Below are 25529 nucleotides of genomic sequence, written 5' to 3'. Positions count from 1 at the left end.
CCATCCGGCCGTCTTCGGTAACGATTCAGATGATCGACGCGTCGATACGCGTGTCACTGTCGAACACTCTGGAGGACACCGTGATGACTGTCATCCGGCGCGCCGTGCGCCGCTTGGACGAGTGGACGCTCGTCGCGTTCAACCCGCACTACCCCGTCGGTTCCCGCAGCTGACGTACCGAGGGCCGGCACCGGGATGATCCCGGCACCGGCCCGTCGAGCATCTGCTCAGTGCCCCGTGGGCCCGGCATCGTGGCCGGTGGCCCCGGGCGTCTTCATGGGGCGCATCCGGACCCACAGCCCGAACAGCACCGCCACCACCAGCATCGCGATGCCGGTGTCGAGGTTGATGTTGAAACCGCCGGCCTTGGTGATGTCCGCATCCGTCGTGGTGGTCAGCCCCAGGATCAGCAGCACCAGCCCGTACACCGCGAACAGCACGGCGAGCACCGTGCGCAGGTCGAACAGCCGGGACGCGGTCGACGACACCGGGGCGTCGTGCCCGGTCCGGGCACCTTCCGATTCGGTCATGGTCTCGCTCCTCAGCTGAAGATGACGTAGAGGACGACGGTCAGCGCGAGCACGCCGCCGCCGAGGACGCCCGGACGCCGGTACCACCCGGAGTCCTCGCCGTCGGAGGTGTGCTGCCGGTCCGCCTTCGACGTCAGGCTCCACACCAGGCCGACGAGCTCGGTCTCGGTCTTCGGCTGCGTGACCTGCGAGACGATCACGGCCACGACGATGCCGACCACGAACGCCGCGCTCGCCCCGACGAAGCTGCCCGCCTGGCTCGAGAGCGCCAGCACACCGGTGCTGACCAGGATGTTCACCACGACCGCCGCGGCCGTGCCGGACAGCAGCCCGATCCAGGCCGACGTGCCGGTCATCCGCCGCCAGAACAGGCCGAGGATGAAGATCGCGAACAGCGGCGCGTTGAAGAAGCTGAACAGCGACTGGATGTAGTCCATGAGGTTGGACGAGCCGGACGCGATGAACGCCGTCCCGATCGCCAGTACACAACCGATCACCGTGACCCAGCGCCCGACCTGCAGGTAGTACCGGTCCGAGCGGCCGCGCCGCACCCAGTCCTGCCAGATGTCGTAGGTGAAGACGGTGTTGAACGAGCTGATGTTCGCGGCCATGCCGGCCATGAACGCGGCCAGCAGACCCGCGATCGCGACGCCGAGGATCCCGTTCGGCAGGACCTCCTTCATCAGCAGCGACAGCGCGTTGTTGTAGGTGACGTCGCTGGGCTGGCCGGCCTTGAGGGCACTGAGCTGGGGGACCAGCACCGCGGCGACCATGCCGGGGATGACGATGACGAGCGGGATCAGCGCCTTCGGGAACGCCCCGATCAGCGGCGTGCGCTTGGCCGCGGACATGCTCTTCGCGGAAAGGGCGCGCTGGACCTCGGCGAAGTTCGTCGTCCAGTAGCCGAACGAGAGCACGAAGCCGAGGCCGAACACCAGGCCCACCACCGAGAGCACCGGATTCGCGATCTCCGTGAGCGACGTCCCGGGCCAGGCGCTCAGCTGCTCGGCGCCGCCGGGGCCGTCGGTCACGGCCTGCTTGAGGCCGCTCCAGCCGCCGACGCGGTTGAGGCCCGCGATGGTCAGCGGGATGAGCAGAGCCAGGATCACGAAGAACTGCAGCACCTCGTTGTAGATCGCCGCCGAGAGGCCGCCGAGGGTGGTGTACGCGAGCACGATCAGCGCCGCGACCGGGATGGCCAGCGGGAGCGGCCAGCCGAGCAGGGCCTCGAGCAGCAGGCCGAGCGAGAAGAGGTTGACGCCCGCGATCAGGATCGACGCGAGCGCGAAGATCACGGCCTGCACGCGCTGCGTGGTCCGGTTGAACCTCTTGTAGAGGAACTCGGGGACGCTGCGGGCCTTGGAGCCGTAGTAGAACGGCATCATCACCAGGGCGAGGAACACCATCGCCGGGATGGCGCCGATCCAGTAGTAGTGGACGGTCGGGATGCCGTACTGGGCCCCGTTCGCCACCATGCCGATCAGTTCGAGCGCACCGAGGTTGGCCGAGATGAAGGCCAGTCCGGTCACCCACGCCGGCATCGAGCGGCCGGAGAGCAGGAAGTCCAGGCTGGAGGAGACCGAGCGCCGCGCGGCGAACCCGATCCCCAGCACCAGGACGAAGTAGAAGGCGACGAGCAGGTAGTCGATCGTGTTCGCGTCGAGTCTGAGATCGGTCTGGGCCTGCGCGAGCATCATCGGAGGGTCCCTCCTCGTGCCGCGCGCCGGTACACGCTGCGCGTCATTGCGACTCCTTGGCCTGGTGCCCGTGTGGCGGCTGTGACGGGACGTCACCCGACCGCGTGCGGACACGACTGAACATTGTCGGACAGAGTAGATCCGTTGGGCCGCGCAACATACCCCGGATGGTGGATCGGGCGCTCGACGAGCTGCCCGTATCCGACTCGAGACCTCGCGTTGACGTCCGTGTGATCGCGTTGCATTGTGTGCGAATGGGCGGGGACGGCGTGGAGAAGCGGCAGGATCCGCCGGGGCTGCTCGCCCGTCGTCGCCGGGAGCTGATCGTCGAGCGGGTCCGCGCGCAGGGCTCGGTCCGGGTCTCCGACCTCGCCGCCTGGCTCGGCGTCTCGGACATGACGGTCCGCCGCGACCTCGACGCGCTCGCGCGGCGCCGACTGCTGGACAAGGTCCACGGCGGGGCGACCGCCGTCGAACCGCCCTCCGGGACCGACGAGCCCGGGTTCTCCGCGAAGTCCGGCCGGCACCTCGCGGAGAAGGAGGGGATCGCGCGGGCCGCCGCCCGGCTCGTCGAGCCCGGTTCCGTCGTCGGCCTCTCCGCCGGGACGACGACGTGCGAGCTCGCCCGCCGGCTCGTCGACGTCCCCGGGCTGACGGTCGTCACCAACTCCCTGGCCGCCGCCGAGGTGCTGCACCTGGGAGACCGGCCGGACCGGATGGTGATCCTCACCGGAGGGATCCGCACCCCCTCGGAGGCGCTGGTCGGGCCGGTCGCGGTGACGGCGCTGCGGGCGCTGAACCTGGACCTCGTCTTCCTCGGCGTGCACGGGATGTCCGCGGCGGCCGGGTTCACCACGCCGAACCTGATGGAGAGCGAGACGGACCGGGCGCTGGTCGAGGCGGGCCACCGGCTGGTGGTGGTCGCGGACAGCTCGAAGTGGGGCGTCACCGGGATCTCGACGATCGCCTCGCTGGCCGAGGCGGACGTGCTCGTGACCGACGCGGGCCTCGACGACGAGGCCCGCGCGGTGCTCTCCGGCGAGGTCGGTGAGCTCGTGCTGGCGTGACGCCGCCGGACGTGCCTGCGCGGGGGCCTGATCGCGTTTCCGGAGCTCACCCGGGGTCGTGAGCGGGGAACCTCGTTCTAGCGAGGTTCCACGCTCACAGGGGAGGTTTCGCGCTCACAGGCGGACGGCGTTGTGGAACGGCATGTTCACCATGTCCGAGTACTTCACCGGCTCCCCGGAGGTGCTGGCGTTGAGGATCTTGCCGTTACCCGCGTAGATGCCGACGTGGCTGACCGGGGAGTAGAAGAACACCAGGTCGCCGGGCTGCAGATTGGCCTGGTCGACCGGCGTGCCCAGCTGGGACTGCGCGTTGGAGGAGTGCGGCAGACTCTTGCCGACCTGGCTGAACGCCCACTGGACGAGACCGGAGCAGTCGAACGAGTTCGGCCCGGCGGCACCCCACACGTAGGGCTTGCCGAGCTTTCCGGTGGCCAGCGCGAGGGCCTTGGCGCCCAGGCCGGAGCCGGTCGAGGCGGCCGGGGCGGAGACGTCCCCGGAGCCGGAGCCGGAGCCGGCGGCGCGGGCGGGCTGCGTCGAGAGCGCCGAGCGGGCCTGCGCCGCCTTCGTCCGGGCGAGCTTCTCCGCGGCGGCCTTCTGCTCCGCGGCGCGCGCGAGGGCGAGGTTGTTCGCCGCGATCCCGGCGGCGTCCGCACGGTCGAAGACCGCGGGGAACGCCTCGTTCGCCCGGCCGACGGCCGAGCCGAGCGTCGAGTTCATCGCCGACGGAGCCGAGGCCGAGACGAGCTGGACGTTCTCGCCCTCCGGGACGGCGCGCATCGAGCCGGTGCCCGTGGTCGTCAGGGCCGCGGTGACCCCGGCCGGGACGGAGCCTCCCACCGAGGTGAGGACGGCGGTGGCGCCGAGCACCGTCACGGACACGGCGGCGGCCGCGGTCCGCGGCGAGCGCGGGAACGGCGGCGTCGCGAAGGGCTGGGCCCGGATGACCCGGGTGACCGCGGACGGGTCGGCGTTGCCGACCCAGCCCTCCGGCAGCCCCGCGGGCGGGGTGTCCTGCTCCGGGGCGGCGTGCCGGGTGGGGCGCTCGGTACGGCGCTCGGTGCCGGGCGGGGCGAGTCTGGCCAGCAGTTCCGCGGCCGAGAGGGAGCGCTCGGCGGCGGACGCATCGGACTGCTCGCCCGCGCGGTGGCGCGCACGCTGTTCGGTCATGCTCGGGGGTCCTCGCACGTCCCGCGGGGGTCCTGGTGGGGAGCCGGACCCTGGTCCGCGCCTGCCGCGTACTGATGGGCACCCGGGGGAATGCCGACGGGCAGGCGGGGAACGTGTCGACCGGGCGCGCCGCCCGGGGTCTCCCGTTCGGCCGTGCGACCGTAACCACCCCGTGATCTCCTTCGGAACCGGCTCGGGGCCCCGTGCGACGAACGGACGGCGGCGGAAGGTCAGCGAACGCCCGCCTGCGACGACCGCCCTCAGTGTTCTCAGGTCCGGGCCCGCGCCGAGACCGCCTCAGCGTCGTCACAGGCACCGTCGTTAGCGTCGACGACACCAACGTCCCGGCGCACCGGCGCGCCGCCCACCGAACACCTGGCGGAGGACCTCCGTAATGATCATCGATGCCCGCACCGTCGAACCCGGGACCGCGTTCGACGCCGAGGTGTGCGTGATCGGCACCGGCCCGGCGGGCGCCGCCGCGGCGGCCGAGCTCGCCTCCCGGGGTGCGGACGTCGTGGTCCTGGAGGGCGGCGGCAAGGGCGCCGACCGGGAGGCCCTGGACACCTACCGCGGGGTCGCGGGCACCGGCGCGCACGACCCCCTCGAAGCGGTGCGGCAGAAGCGGCTCGGCGGCAGCAGCGCGACGTGGGGCGGGCGCTGCGCGCCGCTCGACGACCTGGACCTCGACGCGCGGGAATGGGTCCCGGACAGCGGCTGGCCGATCCCGCACGCGGAGCTGCGCCGGTACTACCCCCGCGCCCAGCGGCACCTGCAGGCCGGGTCCTGCGAGTACTCCGCGGCCCGCTCGGGTTTCCCGGAGTCGCCCGTCCCGGCCTCGGACGTCCTGACCTGGGACGACACCTGGCGCTGGAGCCCGCCCACGAAGCTCGCCCCGCGGATCACCGCCCTCGCCACGGGAGACCAGGTGCGGCTGTTCGTGCACGCCGGGGTGGCGCGGTTCGACCGCGATCCCCTCGGCGGCGCGGTCACCGCCGCCGTCGTGGTGCCGCGGCCGGGGGTGGAGATCACCGTCCGGGCGCGCGTCTACCTGCTGGCGGCGGGCGGGCTGGAGTCGACGCGGATCCTGCTGGCCTCGGACACCGACGGTGGCGCGGGCATCGGCAACGAGCACGACCAGCTCGGCCGGCACTACATGACCCACCCCGTCGGCGAGGTGGGCCGGATCGTGCCGACGGACGCGGGCCGGGCCCTCGCGCTCGGCTACGTGAGCAGCGGCGACGGCGTCTACGCCCGGCGGATGCTGGCGCTCGGTCGCCGCACCCAGGAGGCGCACCGGCTGCGGAACCTCAAGGCGGCGCTCTGGTTCGCGGACCCGAAGGACCCTGCGCACGGCGACGGCCTGCTGTCCACCTTCGCGCTCACCTACTGGGGTCTCGGCCGCGCCCGGCTGGGCTTCAAGTCCGCCGGCATGCACGCCCAGTACACCGGCACCACCGGGATCGCCCGGCACCTGCGCAACGTCGTGGCCGACCTGCCGCGGGTCGGCGCGTTCGCCGCGTCCTGGGCCCGGCCGCGGCTCACCGGCGGCCGGATCCTGCCGTCGTTCATGCCACTGGACGGCGCGCACTGCCGGCTCCGCTTCGACGCGGAGCAGTCCCCGGACCCGGCGAACCGGGTGACACTGGACCGCGAGCGAGACGCGCTCGGCCAGCGCCGGCTCCGGGTGGACTACTCGGTCTCGGCGGAGGACCGGCGGAGCATCGTCACGTCGATGCGCATGATCGGCGGGGAGCTGCAACGGCTGGGGCTCGCCTCGGTCGACCTCTCCGACGTCGAGGAGGTGCTGGACATGCCGTTCACCGACGGGACGCACCAGATGGGCCTGCTGCGGATGTCGGAGTCACCCCACACCGGCGTCGTCGACACCGACACCAGGGTGCACGGATGCGCCAACCTCTTCGTCGCCGGTAGCGCGGTCTTCCCGACGGCCGGCGCAGTCGGGCCCACGCTGGCGCTCGTCGCGCTGGCCTGCCGGACGGCGGAGACGGCGTTCGCCACCGCCCGGAACCGCGTTCAGGCCGGGACGGGGTCCAGCACCGCGTCGTAGGCCTCCCGGAGCCGCTTCGCCCGGCCCCCGGCCTCGAACCGCTCGAGGTAGCGGGCCCGGGCGGCGCGGCCCATTCCCGCCGGGCGATCCGTCCGGGTGAAGCGGGTCCACCAGGTGCGCCACCCTCCCGCGAGCGTCCTCCCTGGTGCCGTCGTCCGGAACCGTCCGCCCTCGCCCGTTACGGTCTGCCCATGCGAAAGGTGCACGTCATCGGGATCGGCGCGGGGAACCCGGACCACCTCACCGTGCAGGCGGTGCGGGCCCTCAACGAGGTGGACGTCTTCTTCCTCATCGGCAAGGGCGAGGTGAAGGACGATCTCGCCGCCCTCCGGACGCAGATCCTCGCCACGCACGTGCCCACGAGGAACTACCGGGTCGTCGAGGCCCGGGACCCGGAGCGGGACCGGGGCGCCGGGGCGGGGGAGGGCGCGGGCTCGGCGGCCTACCGCGCGGCCGTCGTGGACTGGCAGGACCGGCGCGCCGAGATCTACGCCCGGATGATCGACGACGAGCTGCCCGACGGCGGGTGCGGTGCCTTCCTCGTGTGGGGCGACCCCTCGCTCTACGACGGCACCCTGCGCCTGCTGGAGAGGATCCGCGCGACGGGCACGGACTTCGAGGTGACGTCGATCCCCGGGATCTCCAGCGTCCAGGCCCTCGCGGCCGCGCACCGGCTGATCCTCAACCGGATCGGCCGGCCGGTGCTGATCACCACCGGCCGGCGGATCGCCGGCGGCCTGCCCCCGGACGTCGACGACGTGGTGGTGATGCTCGACGGCGGCACCGCCTTCGCCGAGCTCCCGGACGCCGACGCCGCGGACCTCGACATCTACTGGGGCGCCTACCTCGGGACCCCCGACGAGGTGCTGTGCTCCGGGCCGCTGCTCGAGGTCCGGGACGAGATCGTGACGACCAGGACCAGCGCTCGCGCCCGCAAGGGCTGGATCATGGACACCTACCTGCTGCGGCGGAATGCGGGGGAACGGTGAGGATCGTCGTGGGCCGGGACGGACCGGACGGGAAGCCATGCGACCGCGGCGCCCTGATCAGCTCCGGGGTGACGGTCCTCGCCTGGTGGAGCGTCCGGATCCTGCTGATCGCGCTGGGCGCGGTCCTGCTCGGGACGCTCATCGGCGCCCTCTGGACGGTCGTCCTGCCGGTGATCTTCGGCGTGCTGCTGACGACCGTGCTGTACCCGCCGGCGGCGTGGCTCGTGCGGCACGGGTGGCCCCCGGCGCTCGCCGCCGGCGTCGTGCTCGTGGGGGCGCTGGCGATCGTCGCGCTCGTGTTCTGGGGAATCGCCCCGTCCGTGGCCGGGCAGGCGGGCGAGATCTCCGCGGGCGCCGTGGCGGGCCTGCAGCAGATCCAGAACCTGCTCTCCGGGCCGCCCTTCAACCTGGGGCAGGGCCAGATCGGCGCGGCGCTGAACAGCATCGTCGCCCAGCTGCAGGCCAGCGCCACCACCATCGCAGGAGGGGTGCTCACCGGGGTCTCGGCCGTCGCGTCCGGGCTGCTCAACGTGGTCCTCGCGCTTGTCCTGGCGTTCTTCTTCGTCAAGGACGGGCCGCGGTTCGTGCCGTGGCTCGTCGGCGTCACCGGCGATCGCGCCGGCCGGCATCTGCGGCCCCTGCTGGACCGCACCTGGCGCACACTCGGCGGCTTCATCCGCACCCAGGCGCTGGTCAGCCTGGTGGACGCGGTCTTCATCGGGGTCGGGCTGCTGATCCTCGGCGTGCCGCTGGCGCTGCCGCTGGTGGTGCTGACCTTCTTCGGCGGCTTCATCCCGATCATCGGGGCCCTGGTCGCCGGGGCGCTCGCGGTGCTGGTCGCGCTGGTCACCAAGGGCTTCACCACGGCGCTCATCGTGCTGGCGATCATCATCGCGGTGCAGCAGATCGAGGGCAACGTGCTGCAACCGGTCCTGCAGAGCCGCAGCCTGAAGCTGCACGGGGCGGTCGTCCTGCTCGCGGTGACGGCCGGTGGTGCGCTCTACGGCATCGCGGGAGCGTTCCTCGCGGTACCGGTCGCCGCCGTCGCGGCGGAGATCCTGCGCTACATGGGCCAGGAGATCGACCTGCGCACCGGGAAGGGCGACCCCGAGGACCCCACGGACGTCCTCGCGGAGGACGTGGCGGACCCGGCCGAGCCCACCGGGGCGGTGCCGGCGGCGGACTCCGGCACGGCTCCGGAGCCCGCGGCAAGGACCGATATGTGACGGCGTTGGGCCGAATGCTGTAGCGGCTGGGCCACTTCGCGGACACGAACGGTGACCGGATACGGCGAACGGTGTCCACCGCACGCCCAGTGGTGTTTGCCGTAGGGGCTGTTCGAGGCACCCATAGCTGTCCGGCGCCCCCCGCATCCCGTCCCGGAGACCCCACATGGCGAACCCCCTCGAGACCGTCGAGTACGTCCACCGCGTCTGGCCCGCCGATCCCGGCCAGCTCTCCCTCATCCGGTGCCAGATGTTGAGCTGGCTCGAGCCGCTCGGCATGACCCCGGACCGCAACGACGACGTGGTGCTCGCTGTCGGGGAGGCCGTGGAGAACGTCGTCCAGCACGCCTACCCCGAGGGCGGGGGCGGCGACGTCGAGCTCACGCTTTGGACCGAGACCGGCGCGCTCAACATCGAGATCACGGACCACGGACTGTGGCAGGAGCCGGTCGCGCCCGTCCCGGACGCAGCCCCGGCGCCGGGCGGCCGCGGGATCCGGATGATGCAGCACACCGTCGAGACGGTCCTCGTGCACTACGACGCGCGGGGCAGCCGGGTGCTGCTGCGCGTGGCGCTGCCGAGCGCGCGGCCCGAACCCGTCGAGGCCTGAGGGCGCGGTTCGCCGCGCAGGGCGGCGTCACCAGGTGAGCATCAGGGTCTCCGGGCCCCGGACGAAGCCGCCGGACTTCCACGCGACGTCCTCCGGTGGCGTCGCCAGCGCCAGGTCCGGGAACTCGCGCGTCAGCGCGCCCATCGCGACCTGCAGCTCCATCCGGGCGAGCTGGGCACCGAGGCAGTGGTGCGGGCCGTGCCCGAAACCGATGTGCGGGTTGACCGCGCGGTCCAGCCGGAGCGCGTCCGCGTCGTCGAACACGGCATCGTCCCGGTTCGCCGAGTGGATCGCGACAATCACGCCCTCGCCCGCGCGGACGGTGACTCCGCCGAGCTCGACGTCCTCGGTCGCGATCCGGACGAAGCCCGCTCCCGCGCCGAGCGGCGTGTGCCGCAGCAGCTCCTCGACGGCGGCCGGCACGCCGTCCGGGTCCGCGCGGAGCCGGTCGGCGGCGCCGGGGCCGGTCAGCAGCGCGTAGGTGAAGTTGCCGATGTGGTTCATCGTCGTCTCGTGGCCCGCGACGAGGATGCCGATGCCCAGGCCGATCAGCTCGGCCTCGGTCAGCCGGTCCTCGGAGTCCCGGGCGAGGACGAGGGCGCCGAGCAGGTCCTCCGTCGGCTCGGCGCGGCGGCGGGCGACCAGGCCGGCCATGTACGCGATCATGTCCTGACCCGCCTGCAGCCGCTCCTGCGGTGAGCGCGAGGACGTCGACAGCGCCGCATCGGCCCCAGCGCGGAACACGTCCCGGTCCGCGACGGGCACCCCGAGCAGCTCGCAGATGATCGTCACGGGCAGCGGGACGGCCAGGTGCTCCATCAGGTCCGCGGGCGCCCCGGCGGCGCGCATCCCGGCGAGGAGCTCGGCGGTGATCTCCTCGGCGCGCGGCCGGAGGCGCTCGACCCGGCGTGCGGTGAAGGCGCGGGCGACGAGCTTGCGCAGCCGGGTGTGCTCCGGCGGGTCCATGTTCAGGATCGACGCGGCCTGGGTGTCGATCTCGGGGCGGGCACGCGGGACGTCCGCGCCGACGACGGCGGCCCGGCTGAACCGCGGATCGGCCAGCACGGTCCGGACGTCCGCGTGCCGGACGGCCAGCCAGGCCTCGCCACCGTAGGGCAGCGTGATCCGGGAGAGCGGTTCCTCCGCGCGGAGCTCCTTGTAGCGGGGACCGAGGTCGAGTGCCTCCGGCGCCGCGAACGGGTAGGCCGGCGCGCGGCCGTGGTCCACCGGGCACCCCGTCGTCGGGCTCGCGCCGGCGGTGATGCGGTCGGTGGTCGACATAGGTCCCGTCCGTCCGGTGTCAGCAATCGCTGACAACCGACCGTAGGAACGTGCTCTACGCGCTGTCAACCGGTCCGAGGAGCGCGTCGGTGGCCCTGACGACGTGCCCGATGACCGTCTCCGGTTCCGCGGCCGTCAGCGCGTCGCTGTGGATCACCCTGCGCAGCAACGCGATCCCGAGCAGCCAGGCCAGCGTGAGATCGGCGCGCAGCTCGGCGTCTGCGGGGTCGTCGGTGGCCACGAGAGCGGCGAGGGCGCCGCCGTAGGCCTCCCGCAGCTGCGCCCGGACCGTCCGCGCGGCCTCGGTGTTGCCCTGCGAGCGGAGCGCGGCGAAGAAGAGCGTGGACTCGGCGGAGTCGTCCGGGCCGGTGGCCAGCATCGCCTCCAGCGTGCGGCGCAGCACCTCCTGCGGCGGACCGTCGTGCAGCACGTCCAGGGCCTGTCCCGCGACGGCCTCGGCGAAGAGCTGCTCCTTGTTGCCGAAGTGCCGGAACAGCAGTGCCTGGTTCACCCCGGCTCGCTCGGCGATCGCACGCACCGTCGTGCCGTCGTAGCCGTCGGTCGCGAAGAGCTCGCGGGCGGCGGCGAGCAGGGACCGCCGCGTCGCCGAGGAGTCCCGCGGCCGCGGAGGGCCCGCCGTGGGGGCGTCGGGATCGGGGCGGGGCCGTTCGGGCTTCACCGTGCTCAGCTCCCGGTGAAGCGCGGCGCGCGCCGCTGCAGCGACGCGGCGACTCCCTCGGCGAAGTCCGCGGTGCCGCGCAGCCACAGCTGCTCGGCCGCCTCGTGCGCGGTGATCGCGGCCACCTCCTCGGCCAGCCCGGCCTTCTGCGTGGCCCGGATGCTACGGACGGCGAGCGGCGCGGCCGCGGCGATCTCGGTGGCGAGGGCGACGGCGTCCGCCCGGATCCCGTCGTCGGTGGCGGCGAGGCGGTCCGCCAGGCCGAACCGGAGCGCCTCGTCGGCGCCGACCCGTCGCCCGGTGAGGAGCATGTCCAGCGCGTGCTGCCGCCCGACGACGCGGGGCAGGCTCACCGACAGCCCGAAGCCCTGGTGCAACCCGAGCCGGGAGAAGTTCGCGCTGAACCGGGTGCCCGGGCCGGCCACCCGGAAGTCCGCGGACACGGCGAGGCCGAGGCCGCCGCCGATCGCGATGCCCTGCACGGCCGCGACGACCGGAGTGCCGACCGAGAACAGCCGCACACCCTGGGCGTAGAGCGACCCGGCGACGTCGGTCGAGATGGCCTCCGTGCGGTCCCCGTCGCCGCCGAAGTTCGCCCCGGCGCAGAAGTTGCGGCCCTCGCTGGCGAGGACGATCGCGTGGACGGCGGTGTCCGCGTCGAGTTCGGCGTAGAGGTCCGCGAGCGCAGTGATCAGCGGCACGTCGAAGTAGTTGTGCGGGGGCCGGCGCAGCTCGACGAGCACGACCCCGTCCGCGAGGCGCTCGATCCCCACCGCCGTGCTCGCCGTCATGGTTCCCCCTCGTCCTCGCCGCGGCCCGGCTCGGGCCTCGCCGAGATGAGATCAGACGGTGTGCCCGGGGGCCGTGCGGGGTACGCGAACAGGACCGACCCCGATCGGTACGGCTAGACCCTGTGAGGAGCGATGATGGCTCAGATCCGCAAGAGCGAGACGGACGACGAGGACGAGTACAGCCCTGCCCCGGACATGGCGGAGACGATGCAGCTCAGCTCCGAGGAGTCGCTGACCGGGCCGTTCGCGGCGGACCCGCTCGACGCCGGGTGGGTGCCGCCGGACCGTCCGGTGGCGGCCACGGACTACGGCGTGACGCCCGCCGAGCAGCGCGCGGGGGAGACGCTCGACTCCCGGCTGCGCCGTGAGATACCTGAGGACGCGGTGGTGACGGATCCCGATCGCAGCGGCCGGCTGGAGGCCGCGGACACGGCCCCGGACGGCTGGCCCGCCAGCGACGGGGCGGCCCGGGACGTCGGGCCCGCCGGGGGCGCCGCGTCGGCCGAGGAGGCCGCGGTGCACGAGCTCGACGACGCGGTGGATCCCGTGGTCGACGACGGCCCCGTGGGCGACCCGGAGGTGACCGCGTCACTGGAGGAGGACCTCCACCCCGAGGACGCCGAGGTGGACGCCGGCCTCGACGTGCGCAACGACCCGGAGTTCGGGGACGCGGCGGACGCGGACCTGGCGCCGGGCGACGCCGCGTCGCGGATCGACGGGTTGCCCGAGGCCGGGGGCGCGGCCGCGGCCGCCGACGGCCGGGCCGACGCAGGGCCCGGAGCCTTCGGCCGCTGAGGGCGGTCCCGCTGCGCGCCTGGGGTGACTGACGTGCGAGGCAGGAGGCCCGACCCCGTCCGGTGGCTCTGGTACGCGCTGGGCGGGGGCCTTCCGCCGCGCTACCGGGAGTGGGTGCTGCACGACCTGACCACCCGGTCCTGGTTCGCGCGGCACCTGTTCCGGGCGGTGGTGCAGATGGCCCTGCCGGGGATCGTGCTGATCGCGGTGCTGCCGGTGCCGCTGTGGGTTCGGCTGGTCGGCGTCCTCGGGGGTGTGCTGGTGGGAATCCCGTACGCGGTGGCCTACGCCTACGAGTCCGCGGAGCACCGGGCGACGAAGGCGGGCTTCCCGCCGGGGACCTCCGAGCGCGTCCGCAGCGAGGGCTTCGCGGGCGAGCGGGCGGCGGCCGCGGCGCGGTACGCCGAGCGGTACCGGAGTCCCGATCCGGGGCCGGACCGGCCCGGGGAGCGACCACCGGGGAGCTGACTACTCAGCGCAGCTCTGGCTGATCCGCTCGATCATCCCGTCGAGGTCCATCCGGTCGGACTCCTCACCGAACGCGATCATCTCCGCGGTCGAGTCGACGAAGTGCCGGAGCAGGTCCCGGTCCACCTCGAGGACCGCGCGGCCGTCCGTCGAGCGGATCTCGATCTCCACGATGTCGTAGCCCTGGACGAGCTGCGGGCTCATCCGGATGTCTCCGTCACCCGTCGGCCGGGAGAGCCCCTCGAGGACCAGGTCCCGGCCGACGAGCCACTCGACCCAGCGATCGTGCCTGGTCCGGACGGCGAGCGTGACGGCGAACGGGTCCGTCGCGGTGTAGGTCCACCGCGTCACGACCGGCGCCGGCTGCCCGTGCAGCACGGTGAACATGTCCTGCTGGACGGAGTCGCTCGTCATCACTGTCGCTCCCTGGCGCTTCGCGTGCTGCCGTTGTCGGCAGCGTCATGGGGAACATCGGAGCCGGGCCCCGGAATGCTGCACTCTTCGCGAGTCTTCACCACAACGGGTGAGCCGGGTCTATGTGCGCTCGGCGGCGTCGACGACCCAGATCCCGCCGGCCCCGGAGCGGACGGGCTGGACGAGGTGCACGGTCGCGCGGCCGCCCTGCGCGTCCTGGACCTGCACGGTCCCGTCGCCGGCCGGGGTGGTCTCCGGCGAGGTCCAGCCGTAGACCGACGACGTGTAGCTCAGCGCGACCTCCTGCGGATCCAGCAGCCAGGGCTGCGAGCCGCCGTCGACGTCGGCCTGCAACTGCCTCGCCGCGGCCGCGTCCGTCACGGGCCAGATCATGGCCGGGGCCGCCGCCTGCGCCCCGGCCGTGGGCGAGGGCGTCACGGGGTGCGGGGCCGTCGTGCCGTGGGCGCGGGTCGTCGGCGCCGGGACGGTGGTCGTCGGGGCGGCGCTGGTCGTCGTCTCGGGGCTCGGCGTGGGGGAGGTGCTGCTGCTCTGCGGCGCGGGCCCCGGCGTCAGCTCCGCCGCTGCATCACCGCACCCGGCCAGCACCGCCACCGCCACGCCCGTCGTCACCAGGGCCGCCGCCGTTCTGCGGACCGACCCGTGCCCCCGCACACCTCTCATCCGGGAGACGCTAGTTCTCCCAGGTCGCGGCGGGGAGGGTGACGCGCGGCCACGTCCGGGTGCCTGCGCCGGGGCGGCGGGGCCGCACCTGCCCGACCGGACCTGTGGCAGAACCGCCCGAGTTCATTAGGGTGCGGTGAGCAGAGCGGCTGATCTTCGAATTGGGGACCGGATGTCCGGCGAGATGACTGCAGGCAGCACGGCGTTCTACGCCGCGCGAGACTTCCTCCTGAAGAACCGGGAGGACTACGACACGGCGCTGCGGGACTTCCGCTGGCCCGAGCTCGACGAGTTCAACTGGGCGCTGGAACACTTCGATGTGGTCGCGGCGGACCCGGAGCGGGGTGCCCGGCGCGCGCTGTGGATCGTCGAGTCGGACGGCAGCGAGGCCCACTGGACCTTCGCCGAGTTGGCCGAGCGCTCGAACCGGGTGGCGAACTGGCTGCGGGACCGCGGCGTCGGCCGCGGGGACCGGATCATCCTGATGCTCGGCAACCAGCTGGAGCTGTGGGAGACGCTGCTCGCGGCGATGAAGATCGGCGCGGTCGTCATCCCGGCGACGACGCTGCTCACCACGGACGACCTGCGGGACCGTGTGGAGCGCGGGAACGCGAAGCACGTGATCGTCGGGGCGGCGGACGCCGGCAAGTTCGACGACGTCGAGGGCGACTACACCAAGATCTCCGTCCGCGGGGCCCCCGAGGGCTGGCACGACTACACGGACGCGTACGCGGCGTCGGCCGTCTTCGTGCCGGAGGCGCCCACCAAGGCGACCGACACGCTGCTGCTCTACTTCACCTCCGGCACCACGGCGAAGCCGAAGCTCGTCGAGCACACCCACCAGTCCTACCCGGTGGGCCACCTGTCGACGATGTACTGGATCGGCCTGGAGCCGGGGGACGTCCACCTCAACATCTCCTCTCCCGGCTGGGCCAAGCACGCGTGGTCGAACGTGTTCGCGCCGTGGATCGCCGAGGCGACCGTGCTGGTGATGAACTACTCGAAGTTCTCCGCCGAGAACCTGCTCGAGGTGCTGGACCGCTGTGGCGTGACGAGCTTCTGCGCCCCGCCCACGGTGTGGCGCATGCTGATCCAGGCCGATCTCTCCGGGCTGGCGACGCCGCCGAAGAAGGTCGTCGGCGCGGGCGAGCCGCTGAACCCCGAGGTCATCGACCAGGTCGAGAAGGCGTGGGGTCTGCGGATCCGGGACGGCTTCGGGCAGACCGAGTCCAGCGTGCAGATCGCGAACCCGCCCGGCCAGCCGATCAAGCCCGGTTCCATGGGCCGGCCGATGCCCGGGTTCGCCGTCGAGCTGATCGACCCGGCGACCGGGGAGAAGGCCGACGAGGGCGAGATCTGCCTGGACCTGTCGAAGCGCCCGGTCGGCCTGATGGTCGGCTACCACGGGGACCCCGAGCGCAACGCCGAGGCCATGGCGGACGGCTACTACCACACGGGCGACGTCGGCTCGCGGGACTCCGAGGGCTACATCACCTACGTCGGCCGGGCCGACGACGTGTTCAAGGCCAGCGACTACCGGATCAGCCCCTTCGAGCTGGAGAGCGTGCTGATCGAGCACCCGGCCGTCGCGGAGGCGGCGATCGTGCCGTCGCCGGACCCGGTGCGCCTGGCCGTCCCGAAGGCCTACGTCGTGCTGGCCGACGGCTACGAGCCCACGCAGGAGACGGCCACGGCGATCCTGGAGTTCGCGCGGGACAACCTCGCGCCCTACAAGCGGATCCGTCGCCTGGAGTTCTTCGAGCTGCCCAAGACGATCTCCGGGAAGATCCGTCGGGTGGAGCTGCGGGGCCGCGAGGGCGAGCTGCACGCCGATCCGGAGGCGACGCCGTCGGGGGAGTTCACGCTCTGAGACCGGGCGACCACTCTGTGGTGATGGGCGGGTAACGTCCTGCAGGTGGTGGGGGAGTACGTGCCGGGGGCAGGGCCGATGGCGATGGTGATGTCCGGGATGCCCGAGGTGGTCAGCCGACTGCTCGAGGAGCACGTCCCGGACCGGTTGGGCCGTTGCAGGGCGTGCGGCGCCAACGGTTCCGGGACGCGCTGGCCCTGCACGCTCGCGCAGATCGCCACGCAGGCCCGCGCGGTGGCCGCCGAGCGGGGCCGCGCCAAGCTCTGACGGGACCGGCGCTCGGACGGACCGACGTTCGGGCGAGCTCAGGCCTCGGGCGGGGTGTAGTGCCCGGGCCAGTGCTTGTAGGGGATCCGGGTGATGTCCAGGACCTCGCCGATCGTCGACCACTCGTTGCGGCCCAGCCGGGCCAGCGGGCGCAGCCGCTCGACGGCCGGGAGGCTGTTGCCGCGCTCGTCGGTGGTGAAGACGTCGTCGTCGATCGCGGCGTGCACCACCCGCCCGATGACGACGGTCGAGTCGCCCAGCTCGAGGGCCCGGTGCAGCGTGCACTCCAGCGCGACGGGGGACTCGGCGACCCGGAACGGCGTCACCTTCGCGCTCTTCTCGCCGGTCAGGCCCACCGCGGAGAACTCGCTGACCTCGGCGGGGAAGTCCGTGCCGGTGGCGTTGATCCGCTCGAACATCGGCTCGTTCGCCAGGCAGACGACGAACTCGCCCGTCTCCGTCGCGTTGCGGAGCGAGTCCTTCTTGCCGACCGAGGTGAACTGCACCATCGGCGGGTCGACGCACGAGACGGTGAAGAACGAGTGCGGCGCCAGGTTGTCGACGCCGTCCGCGGACCGGGTGGAGACCCAGGCGATCGGGCGCGGCACCACCACGGAGTTCAGCACCTTGTAGAACGGGCCGTGGCCCATCTCGTCGGGGTCGATGTCCTTGCGCATGGGGTGATCCTCCCGTGCCGCGCGCGGTCGCGCACGGGTTCGCGAGCCGGCACACAGGGTGGAAGCTGTGCGCCGGCTCGCGAACCCGTGCCCGAGCGGGGTGGTTACGGTGGGCGCGTGCTGGGTGCGCGTGCCTGCGGGCTGCTCGTGGGGGTTCTCGCGGACGCGGTGTTCGGGGATCCGCACCGGTTCCATCCGGTCGCCGGGTTCGGCTCGGTGGCCTCGGCGCTGGAGCGACGGGTCTACGCGGACTCCCGCGCCGCCGGCGTCGGGTACACCGCGGCGCTGGTGGGGGGCACCGTCGCGCTCGGGGTCGCGGTCGAGCGGGTGCTGCCGCGGGTGCTCGGGACCGCGCTCGCCACGTGGGCGGTGCTCGGCGGGACGTCGCTCGTCCGGGAGGTCGCGGCGCTCGGGGCGTCCCTGGAGGCAGGGGACGCCGCAGCCGCCCGCGCCCGGATCCCACACCTCTGTGCCCGCGATCCCGAGCTCCTGGATTCCGACGGGATGGCGCGGGCGGGGCTGGAGTCGGTGGCGGAGAACACGTCCGACGCCGTGGTCGCCCCGCTGTTCTGGGGCGCGGTCGCGGGCGTGCCCGGGTTGCTCGGGTACCGCGCGGTCAACACCCTCGACGCCATGGTGGGCTACCGCTCGCCCCGGCACCTGCGGTTCGGCTGGGCCTCCGCGCGCCTCGACGACGTCGCGAACCTGGTCCCGGCCCGGCTCGCGGCCACGCTGTTCGCGCTCGCCGCGCCGGCCGTCGGGGGGCGTCCGCGGGACGCGCTGGCCGCGTGGCGGCGGGACGCGGGCGGGCACCCGAGCCCCAACGCCGGGCCGGTCGAGGCGTCCGCGGCAGGCGCACTCGGGGTCCGGCTGGGCGGCCGCACGGAGTACGCGTACGGCGTCGAGGAACGCGCGGTCCTGGGGCGCGGTCCGGCGCCCGTGGTGGCCGACCTGGCCCGGGCGACGCGGCTGTCCCGGCTGGTCGGGGTGGCGTCGGCCGCGGTGGCGGTCGTCGTGGCGACCGGGCTCGCCCGACGCGGCTGACGACGCGGCTCAGGCTCCCGGGTCGTCCTCGGGAGCGGTGCGGGCGGGGACCTTCGCCGCGGGCCCGTCGACGCCGCCGTCCCGGCCGGACAGCGCGTCCCGGATCGACGTCCGGGTCTCCCGCTTCCCCCGGCGCTGGAGCAGTTCCAGCCGGATGAACAGGCCGAGCGCGACCACGGCGATGGCGCCGAAGGTGATCCACTGCAGCGCGTAGGAGAAGTTCGTGAACGGCGCGCCGCTCACCGGCGGCTCGACCGGCAGGACGTCGAGCACCCCGGGCTGTCCGGCGACGAGCTGCGCGTACCCGTCGACCATCTGGACGCCGGTGGCGGTGGCCAGGGCCCGCGAGTCCGCGGCGTAGATCTGGCGGTGCCCGCCGGCGTCGAAGGAGGGGCGGCCGCTGGTGTCCGTCTCGTTGACCCGCAGCCGCCCGGTCACGGTGACGGTGCCGGCGGGTGCGGGGGCGAACTCCGGGATCGCCTGGCCGTCCGGGGCGGCGACCGACCCGCGGTCGACCGCGACGGTGCGGCCGTCGGTGAGCCGCATCGGGGTCATGACCTCGAAGGCCGGCCTGCCGTCGACCACCCGGAGCCGGACCAGCGCCTCGTCCTCGGGCAGGTACTCGCCGGTCAGGGTGACCTGGCGCCACTCGTCGCCCGGGTCAACCGCGGCCCCGGGGACGAGATCGGACACCGGCACCGGCGCGACGTTCAGGGCGCGGTCGATCTGTGCCTGCTGGGCCTCCCGCTGGTCCTCCCGGTCGAACTGCCACGGCGCCAGCACCGTGTAGCAGACGGCGACGAACCCGAGCACGACCGCGATGAAGGCCAGCCAGCCCGGACGCAGCAGGAAACGCATGCCCCTACGGTATGCGCCCCGGCCGCGGCCGCGCCGCGGACCCTGTGCCCGGACATCGAGATCCGGAGCACCCCGACGGGGCTCTTCGGGCGCCGGTGACCCGATACTGGCCCGATGGATCTCCGGGGCGCCCTGCTGGTGGCGGGAACGACGTCCGACGCCGGCAAGAGCGCGCTGGTGGCCGGGATCTGCCGCTGGCTCGTCCGCCGCGGGGTGTCCGTCGCGCCGTTCAAGGCGCAGAACATGAGCAACAACTCGGTGGTGACGGCCGACGGCGGGGAGATCGGCCGGGCGCAGGCGATGCAGGCGCACGCGTGCGGGCTGGCGCCGAGCGTCGCCTTCAACCCGGTGCTGCTCAAGCCGGGGAGCGACCGGACGTCGCAGGTCGTGGTGCGCGGGCGAGCGTCCGGGCAGGTGTCGGCGATGTCCTACCGCTCGCGCAAGGCCGCGCTGCTCGAGGTCGTCACCGAGACGCTGGCCGAGCTGCGCTCCCGGTACGACGTGGTGATCTGCGAGGGCGCCGGCTCGCCGGCGGAGATCAACCTGCGGGCCACCGACATCGCGAACATGGGGCTTGCGCAGGCCGCGGACCTGCCCGTCGTGGTGGTGGGGGACATCGACCGCGGCGGCGTCCTCGCCCACCTCTTCGGGACCGTCGCGGTGCTGGACCGGGCGGACCAGGCCCGCATCGCCGGCTTCGTGATCAACAAGTTCCGCGGGGACCCGGCCCTGCTCGCGCCGGGCCTCGACCGCCTCCGCACGCTGACCGGCCGGCCGACGCTCGGCGTCGTGCCCTGGTCCGACGGCCTCTGGCTGGACGCCGAGGACTCGCTCTCCGCGGTCCCGGACGGCGTGCTGGGCCGGCCGTCGCCGCCGCACGGGGCGCAGTGGCTGCGGATCGCGGTCGTCCGGTTGCCGAGGATCTCCAACGCCACCGACGCCGAGGCGCTGGCCTGCGAACCGGGCGTCGCCGTGCGGTACGTGACCGAGCCGTCGCGGCTGCTGGACACGGACGTGGTCGTGCTGCCCGGCTCGAAGGCGACAGTGAGCGACCTGGCGTGGCTGCGGTCGTCCGGGCTGGCGGACGGGGTGCTGGCGCACGCCGCGGCGGGGAAGCCGGTGCTCGGGATCTGCGGCGGGTACCAGATGCTTGGGCGACGGATCGTGGACCCGGCCGGCGTGGAGGTGCCGGGCGGGGCGGACGTGCCGGGGCTCGGGCTGCTGGACCTGGAGATCGCGTTCGACGGGGACAAGCACCTCGGGAACCCGACCGGAACGGCCCTCGGGCACCCCGTGCGCGGGTACGAGATCCACCACGGCCGGGTCGTACGTTCCGGGGACCCGTTCCTGCTGGACGGGGAGGGCTCGGACGCCGGTGTCGTGCTCGGCACGCACTGGCACGGGCTGCTGGAGAACGACGACTTCCGGCGGACCCTGCTGACCCGGCTCGCCGCGCAGGCGGGCCGGGACGGCTTCCGGGTCGCGCCGGCCACGTCCTTCGCACACGAGCGGGCGCGGCAGCTCGACCTGCTCGGCGACCTCGTCGAACAGCACCTCGACACGTCCTCACTTGAACATGTGATCCGACACGGTGCGGCTCCGGAGCTGCCGGTCGTGGCGTCCGGTCTGGCAGAGTCGCGCCCGTGAGTACGACCCCGCGGTTCCCCTTCTCGGCGGTCGTCGGCCACGACGACCTGCGCCTCGCCCTCGTCCTGAACGCCGTGCACCCCGGTGTCGGCGGCGTGCTGGTCCGGGGAGAAGGGCACCGCGAAGTCGACGGCGGTCCGTGCGCTCGCGGCGCTGCTGCCCGGCCTCGACGTGGTGCGGGGCTGCCGGTTCGGCTGCGACCCGGCCGATCCGGATCCGTCCTGCCCCGACGGTCCGCATCCCGCCGGCGCCCCCGGGGAGGCGCGTGCCGCGCGGCTCGTCGAGCTGCCCGTCGGCGCGACCGAGGACCGGCTCGTCGGCTCGCTGGACCTGGAACGGGCGCTGTCCGAGGGCGTCCGGGCCTACCAGCCGGGGCTGCTCGCGGACGCGCACCGCGGCGTGCTCTACGTCGACGAGGTCAACCTCCTGCACGACCACCTCGTCGACCTCCTGCTGGACGCGGCCGCGATGGGCCGCGCGAACGTCGAGCGGGACGGGGTGTCCGTCTCGCACGCGGCGCGGTTCCTGCTGGTCGGGACGATGAACCCGGAGGAGGGCGAGCTCCGGCCGCAGCTGCTGGACCGGTTCGGGCTGACCGTCGAGGTCCGGGCCGCGCGGGACGTCGAGACCCGCGTCGAGGTCGTCCGGCGGCGGATGGCGTTCGAGAACGACCCGGCCGGCTTCGCCGCGCGCTTCGCCGGCGACGAGGCCGGGACCGCGGCGCGGATCGCCGAGGCGCAGCAGCGGGTCGGTTCCGTGACGCTCGACGACCGGGAGCTCCGCCGGATCGCGTCGGTCTGCGCCCGCTTCGACGTCGACGGCATGCGGGCGGACCTGGTGATCGCGCGGGCCGCGGTCGCGCACGCCGCCTGGCGGGGTGCCCCGGCCGTCGAGGAGGAGGACGTGCGGGTCGCGGCCCGGCTCGCCCTTCCGCACCGCCGCCGCCGGGACCCGTTCGACGAGCCGGGGATCGACGAGAAGGACCTCGACGACGCCCTGCGGGACGCCGCGGAGGACCTGGACGACGGTGACGACGAGCCGGATCCCGAGCCCCCGGGCGGTGGCGCGGACCCGTCCGAGGGCGGCACGGACCTGGAAGCCGGGCCGGACCGGGACACCGGGCCGGACCGGGAGCCGTCGAACGGCGCGTCCGAGGCGACCCGGCCGCCCGCCTCGGACGGTTCGGCGTCCCCCGCCGACGCCCCGAGCGGCCCGTCCGGGGAGGAACGCCCGAGCGCCGACGGCCCCGGCACCGCGATGCCGATCGGCACCCCCGCGAGACTCAGCCGCGTCGCCGTGCGCCGGTTCGAGATCCCCGGCGTGGGCGCCGGTGCCCCCGGCCGCCGGTCCCGCGCGCGGACCGATGCGGGCCGGATCGTCCGCCCGTCCGGCGAGACGGCGCGCAAGGCCGCGGACCTGCACCTCGCCGCGACGATCGCCGCCGCGGCGCCGTCGCAACGCGCCCGCGGCCGAACCGGTCCGGGTCTGCTGCTGCAGCGCGCCGACCTGCGCGCCGCCCTGCGCGAGGGCCGCGAGGGGAACCTCGTGCTCTTCGTCGTGGACGCGTCCGGTTCGATGGCCGCGCGCAAGCGGATGTCCGCGGTGTCCGGCGCGGTGCTGGCGCTGCTGCGGGACGCCTACCAGCGGCGGGACAAGGTCGGGCTGGTGACGTTCCGGGCGTCCGGCGCCGAGCTCGTCCTCCCGCCGACGACCAGTGTCCCCACCGCGCAGGTCAGGATGGCCGGCGTCCGCACCGGGGGCCGCACCCCGCTCGCGGACGGGCTGCTGCTCGCCCGGCGCACCCTCGCGGTGGAGCGGATCCGGGACCCCCGGCGCCGCCCGCTCGTCGTCCTGCTGACCGACGGCCGCGCGACGGTCGCCGCCAGGCCGGGCAACGACCCCGTCGAGGACGCGTGCCGGGCCGCGGGCCTGCTCGCCGCGGACGGGACACACACGATCGTCGTCGACTGCGAGTCCGGCTTCGTCCGGCTCGGGCTCGCCGGGAAGGTCGCGCGGGCCGCGGGCACCCTCCCGCTCACCATCGACGACCTCACCGCGGAGTCCCTCACCGCCGCTGTGAGTGCCTAGCCTCGTTCTAGCGAGGCCAGGCACTCACGACCCCGACCGACCAGGGAGAACGTCATGCCTCAGGGCCAGGTGACCACCGTGCCGCAGGACGGCCTGACCACGCGTCAGCGCCGCAACCGCCCGCTCCTCGTCGTCCACACGGGCGCGATGAAGGGCAAGTCCACGGCCGCGTTCGGGCTCGCGCTGCGCGGCTGGAACCAGGGCTGGTCGATCGGGGTGTTCCAGTTCGTCAAGTCCGCGAAGTGGAAGGTCGGCGAGGAGGAGGCGTTCCGCGCGCTCGGCCGCGTCCACGAGCAGACCGGCGAGGGCGGCCCCGTCGAGTGGCACAAGATGGGTGCCGGCTGGAGCTGGTCGAAGAAGGCCGGCACCGAGGAGGACCACGCCGCCGCGGCCGTCGAGGGCTGGGCGGAGATCAGGCGGCGGATCGAGAACCAGGTCCACGAGGTCTACGTGCTCGACGAGTTCACCTACCCGATCAAGTGGGGGTGGATCGACGTGCACGAGGTCGTCGCGGTGCTGGACGCCCGCGAGGGCCGTCAGCACGTGATCATCACCGGGCGGGACGCCGCGCCCGAGCTGATCGAGGCCGCGGATCTGGTCATGGAGACGACGAAGATCAAGCACCCGATGGACGCCGGGCAGAAGGGCCAGCGGGGGATCGAGTGGTGAGAGCCGTGGTCATCGCCGCGCCGGCCTCCGGCTCGGGGAAGACCACCGTGGCCACCGGGCTGATGGCCGCCCTCGCCCGCCGCGGCACCGCCGTCGCGCCGTTCAAGATCGGGCCGGACTACATCGACCCCGGCTACCACACCCTCGCCGCCGGCCGCCCGGGGCGGAACCTCGATCCCGTGCTCGTCGGGGAGCAGCGGATCGGGCCGCTCGTCCGGCACGGCGCGCGCGGGGCGGAGATCGCGGTGATCGAGGGCGTCATGGGGCTCTTCGACGGCCGGGTCTCCGACGGCTACGGCTCGACGGCGCAGGTCGCGGCGATGGTCGGGGCGCCGGTGGTGCTGGTCGTGGACTGCAAGGGGCAGTCGCGCAGCGTCGCGGCGTTGCTGCACGGGTTCCGCTCGTTCGACCCGACCGTCCGGATCGCCGGGGTGGTGCTGAACCGGGTCGGGAGCGAGCGGCACGCCGAGGTCCTGCGTGCCGCCTGCGCCGAGGTCGGGCTCCCGGTCCTCGGCGTACTGCCCCGGCGCACGGAGCTGGCGGTCCCGTCCCGGCACCTGGGCCTCGTGACCGCCGCGGAGCACGGGGTCGCCGCGACGTCGGCGGTGGACGCGATGGCCGAGCTGGTGGCCGAGCACGTCGACCTCGACGCGGTGCTCGCGGTGGCCGAGCCGCTCCCGGGCGGCGAGGTGTGGTCACCGGGAACCGGTGAACCGCAGGGCCGCCGCCCGGTCGTGGCGATGGCCGGTGGGGCGGCGTTCAGCTTCGGGTACGCCGAGCACGTCGAGCTGCTGGACGCGGCGGGGGCCGACGTCGTCCTCGTCGATCCGCTGCGGGACGAGAAGCTCCCCGACGGCACGTCCGCGCTGGTCCTGCCCGGCGGGTTCCCGGAGGAGCACGTCGTCGCGCTCGGGGGAACGCCCCGCTGCGCACCGCGATCCGCGAGCTCGCCGCGACGGGCGCGCCGATCCACGCGGAGTGCGGCGGCCTGCTCTACCTGTGCCGGGACCTCGACGGCGTCGAGATGTGCGACGTCCTGCCGGCCTCCGCCGCGATGACCGGACGGCTGACGCTCGGCTACCGCGAGGCCGTCGCGCTCACCGGGTCCGCGCTGTTCGCGGCGGGCGAGCGGGTGAGCGGGCACGAGTTCCACCACTGCGCGGTCACGCCCCGCGCCGGCGAGCGGCCGGCCTGGGGCTGGCGGGGCGCCGAACCGGAGGGCTTCGTCCACGGCGGGGCCCACGCGTCGTTCCTGCACACGCATCCCGCCGGCAACCCCGGTGCCGTCGCGAGGTTCGTCGCCGCAGCTCAGGTGGGGTCGTGAGCGGCGATTCGCGTTCTAGCGCGAAACGCCGCGCACAGGTGGTGGGGATCGGGGCGCGGCGGGGGGTGAGCGCGGCGGCGGTGCGGGCGGTGCTGGAGCAGGTCGCGGGCGAGTACGGGCTGGATCTGCGGGACGCGCTGTTCGCGAGCGTCGAGGGCAAGGACGAGCCGGGGATCCGGGAGGCGATCGCGCCGGCGGTGCTGCGGCTGCACCCCGCGCCGCTCCTCGCCGCCTGCGTCGTGCCCTCGCCCAGCGGACGGGTCGAGGAGGCGGTCGGGACGCCCAGCGTCGCCGAGGCCGCCGCGCTGGTCACGGCCGGTGCCGGGGCCGTGCTGGTGGTGCCCAAGACGAGGGGCGACGGGGTGACGGTCGCCGTCGCGGTCGCCGGGCGATGATCGGCGCGAGGGACCGGTACCGGCCACCTGCGGCCGGAACCGGTCCGGCGTAGTGATCATGAGCGGGCGGGGCACGTCAGCGGGCTCACTCCTTCCGCTCCGCCGTTCGGGTTCCGGCCACCGGAGCAGCGCCGATAGAATCTCCCCAGTCGGCGCGGCGGAACCCGGTGCGACACCGGGACGGTCCCGCCACCGTGACCGGGCGCCCACCGAGGGGCGCATCC

General features: G+C 73.9%; 23 protein-coding genes and 2 pseudogenes. 15 read left to right on the top strand and 10 right to left on the bottom strand.

Annotated elements, in window-relative coordinates; genetic code table 11:
• Positions 1 to 227 precede the first annotated feature (227 nt).
• Both WBK50_RS20145 and WBK50_RS20140 read right to left on the bottom strand, forming a co-directional pair.
• On the bottom strand, positions 228 to 530 hold the full coding sequence (locus WBK50_RS20145; protein WP_341337088.1) for a hypothetical protein: 303 nt from the start codon (positions 528 to 530) through the stop codon (positions 228 to 230).
• An 11-nt stretch (positions 531 to 541) separates the two neighbouring features.
• Positions 542 to 2224 carry a sodium:solute symporter family protein gene (locus WBK50_RS20140; protein WP_341339458.1) on the bottom strand — a complete coding sequence of 561 codons (1683 nt, stop codon included), beginning with the start codon at positions 2222 to 2224 and terminating at the stop codon, positions 542 to 544.
• Between the two features lie 257 nt (positions 2225 to 2481).
• On the opposite strand from WBK50_RS20140, the gene WBK50_RS20135 reads away from it, so the two are divergent.
• Entirely contained in the window at positions 2482 to 3294 is an 813-nt protein-coding gene (locus tag WBK50_RS20135) for a DeoR/GlpR family DNA-binding transcription regulator (RefSeq protein ID WP_341337087.1), read from the top strand.
• Between the two features lie 114 nt (positions 3295 to 3408).
• Here the strand turns inward: WBK50_RS20135 and WBK50_RS20130 are convergent, their stop codons facing one another.
• Entirely contained in the window at positions 3409 to 4461 is a 1053-nt protein-coding gene (locus WBK50_RS20130; protein WP_341337086.1) for a C40 family peptidase, read from the bottom strand.
• A gap of 394 nt (positions 4462 to 4855) precedes the next feature.
• On the opposite strand from WBK50_RS20130, the gene WBK50_RS20125 reads away from it, so the two are divergent.
• The 4 genes from WBK50_RS20125 (at position 4856) to WBK50_RS20110 (ending at position 9357) form a co-directional block, all read left to right on the top strand.
• Positions 4856 to 6532, top strand: a complete 1677-nt coding sequence (locus WBK50_RS20125; protein ID WP_341337085.1) for an FAD-dependent oxidoreductase — start codon at positions 4856 to 4858, stop codon at positions 6530 to 6532.
• A 191-nt stretch (positions 6533 to 6723) separates the two neighbouring features.
• A complete protein-coding gene (gene cobF, locus WBK50_RS20120; protein ID WP_341337084.1) occupies positions 6724 to 7521 on the top strand; it encodes a precorrin-6A synthase (deacetylating) in 798 nt (265 codons plus the stop codon).
• An 8-nt stretch (positions 7522 to 7529) separates the two neighbouring features.
• Positions 7530 to 8747, top strand: coding sequence for an AI-2E family transporter (locus WBK50_RS20115; RefSeq protein ID WP_341337083.1), 1218 nt, complete (start codon positions 7530 to 7532; stop codon positions 8745 to 8747).
• 166 nt (positions 8748 to 8913) lie between these two features.
• Positions 8914 to 9357, top strand: a complete 444-nt coding sequence (locus WBK50_RS20110) for an ATP-binding protein (RefSeq protein WP_341337082.1) — start codon at positions 8914 to 8916, stop codon at positions 9355 to 9357.
• Positions 9358 to 9384: 27 nt separating this feature from the next.
• Here the strand turns inward: WBK50_RS20110 and WBK50_RS20105 are convergent, their stop codons facing one another.
• The 3 genes from WBK50_RS20105 to WBK50_RS20095 are packed head-to-tail and all read right to left on the bottom strand — an operon-like array spanning position 9385 to position 12108.
• Positions 9385 to 10638 (bottom strand): cytochrome P450, encoded by a 1254-nt coding sequence (locus WBK50_RS20105; RefSeq protein ID WP_341337081.1) that lies wholly within the window; start codon positions 10636 to 10638, stop codon positions 9385 to 9387.
• A 55-nt stretch (positions 10639 to 10693) separates the two neighbouring features.
• The gene (locus WBK50_RS20100; protein WP_341337080.1) at positions 10694 to 11317 is read right to left on the bottom strand and encodes a TetR/AcrR family transcriptional regulator; all 624 of its coding nucleotides are present in this window, start codon (positions 11315 to 11317) and stop codon (positions 10694 to 10696) included.
• A 5-nt stretch (positions 11318 to 11322) separates the two neighbouring features.
• Positions 11323 to 12108, bottom strand: a complete 786-nt coding sequence (locus WBK50_RS20095; protein WP_341337079.1) for an enoyl-CoA hydratase/isomerase family protein — start codon at positions 12106 to 12108, stop codon at positions 11323 to 11325.
• A gap of 135 nt (positions 12109 to 12243) precedes the next feature.
• Between WBK50_RS20095 and WBK50_RS20090 the strand changes: the two genes are divergently transcribed.
• Complete coding sequence (locus tag WBK50_RS20090) at positions 12244 to 12903, top strand: DUF5709 domain-containing protein (RefSeq protein ID WP_341337078.1); 660 nt, start codon at positions 12244 to 12246, stop codon at positions 12901 to 12903.
• A gap of 33 nt (positions 12904 to 12936) precedes the next feature.
• Complete coding sequence (locus WBK50_RS20085) at positions 12937 to 13371, top strand: DUF5313 family protein (protein WP_341337077.1); 435 nt, start codon at positions 12937 to 12939, stop codon at positions 13369 to 13371.
• Here the strand turns inward: WBK50_RS20085 and WBK50_RS20080 are convergent, their stop codons facing one another.
• Together WBK50_RS20080 and WBK50_RS20075 are read right to left on the bottom strand one after the other, a co-directional pair.
• Positions 13372 to 13785: an SsgA family sporulation/cell division regulator gene (locus WBK50_RS20080; protein ID WP_341337076.1), complete on the bottom strand. Its 414-nt coding sequence runs from the start codon at positions 13783 to 13785 to the stop codon at positions 13372 to 13374.
• A 120-nt stretch (positions 13786 to 13905) separates the two neighbouring features.
• A complete protein-coding gene (locus WBK50_RS20075) occupies positions 13906 to 14466 on the bottom strand; it encodes a hypothetical protein (protein ID WP_341337075.1) in 561 nt (186 codons plus the stop codon).
• A gap of 184 nt (positions 14467 to 14650) precedes the next feature.
• Between WBK50_RS20075 and WBK50_RS20070 the strand changes: the two genes are divergently transcribed.
• A complete protein-coding gene (locus tag WBK50_RS20070) occupies positions 14651 to 16336 on the top strand; it encodes an AMP-binding protein (RefSeq protein WP_341337074.1) in 1686 nt (561 codons plus the stop codon).
• 45 nt (positions 16337 to 16381) lie between these two features.
• Positions 16382 to 16603 carry a hypothetical protein gene (locus WBK50_RS20065; protein ID WP_341337073.1) on the top strand — a complete coding sequence of 74 codons (222 nt, stop codon included), beginning with the start codon at positions 16382 to 16384 and terminating at the stop codon, positions 16601 to 16603.
• A gap of 38 nt (positions 16604 to 16641) precedes the next feature.
• On the opposite strand, the gene WBK50_RS20060 is transcribed toward WBK50_RS20065, so the two are convergent.
• Complete coding sequence (locus WBK50_RS20060; protein WP_341337072.1) at positions 16642 to 17280, bottom strand: flavin reductase family protein; 639 nt, start codon at positions 17278 to 17280, stop codon at positions 16642 to 16644.
• 117 nt (positions 17281 to 17397) lie between these two features.
• On the opposite strand from WBK50_RS20060, the gene WBK50_RS20055 reads away from it, so the two are divergent.
• Complete coding sequence (locus WBK50_RS20055; RefSeq protein WP_341337071.1) at positions 17398 to 18324, top strand: cobalamin biosynthesis protein; 927 nt, start codon at positions 17398 to 17400, stop codon at positions 18322 to 18324.
• Between the two features lie 9 nt (positions 18325 to 18333).
• Here WBK50_RS20055 and WBK50_RS20050 read toward each other — a convergent pair whose 3' ends face one another.
• On the bottom strand, positions 18334 to 19182 hold the full coding sequence (locus tag WBK50_RS20050; protein WP_341337070.1) for an SURF1 family cytochrome oxidase biogenesis protein: 849 nt from the start codon (positions 19180 to 19182) through the stop codon (positions 18334 to 18336).
• A gap of 114 nt (positions 19183 to 19296) precedes the next feature.
• On the opposite strand from WBK50_RS20050, the gene WBK50_RS20045 reads away from it, so the two are divergent.
• The 5 genes and pseudogenes from WBK50_RS20045 to WBK50_RS20025 all read left to right on the top strand — a co-directional run bounded on the left by WBK50_RS20045 (position 19297) and on the right by WBK50_RS20025 (position 25305).
• Positions 19297 to 20829 (top strand): cobyric acid synthase, encoded by a 1533-nt coding sequence (locus tag WBK50_RS20045; RefSeq protein ID WP_341337069.1) that lies wholly within the window; start codon positions 19297 to 19299, stop codon positions 20827 to 20829.
• A pseudogene (locus tag WBK50_RS20040) lies at positions 20826 to 22917 on the top strand (putative cobaltochelatase). Before WBK50_RS20045 ends, WBK50_RS20040 begins: the two are co-directional and overlap by 4 nt.
• Before the next feature lie 54 nt (positions 22918 to 22971).
• The gene (gene cobO, locus WBK50_RS20035) at positions 22972 to 23586 is read left to right on the top strand and encodes a cob(I)yrinic acid a,c-diamide adenosyltransferase (protein ID WP_341337068.1); all 615 of its coding nucleotides are present in this window, start codon (positions 22972 to 22974) and stop codon (positions 23584 to 23586) included.
• A pseudogene (locus WBK50_RS20030) lies at positions 23580 to 24910 on the top strand (cobyrinate a,c-diamide synthase). The gene cobO and the pseudogene WBK50_RS20030 overlap by 7 nt, the downstream one beginning before the upstream one ends.
• On the top strand, positions 24907 to 25305 hold the full coding sequence (locus tag WBK50_RS20025; RefSeq protein WP_341337067.1) for a cobalamin biosynthesis protein: 399 nt from the start codon (positions 24907 to 24909) through the stop codon (positions 25303 to 25305). The pseudogene WBK50_RS20030 and the gene WBK50_RS20025 overlap by 4 nt, the downstream one beginning before the upstream one ends.
• Positions 25306 to 25529 lie beyond the last annotated feature (224 nt).

It is taken from the genome of Pseudonocardia sp. T1-2H, from assembly GCF_038039215.1.
Lineage (GTDB): Bacteria > Actinomycetota > Actinomycetes > Mycobacteriales > Pseudonocardiaceae > Pseudonocardia.
The sequence above is the reverse complement of the archived record's forward strand: the minus strand, read 5'-3'. Positions and strand labels throughout refer to the sequence as shown.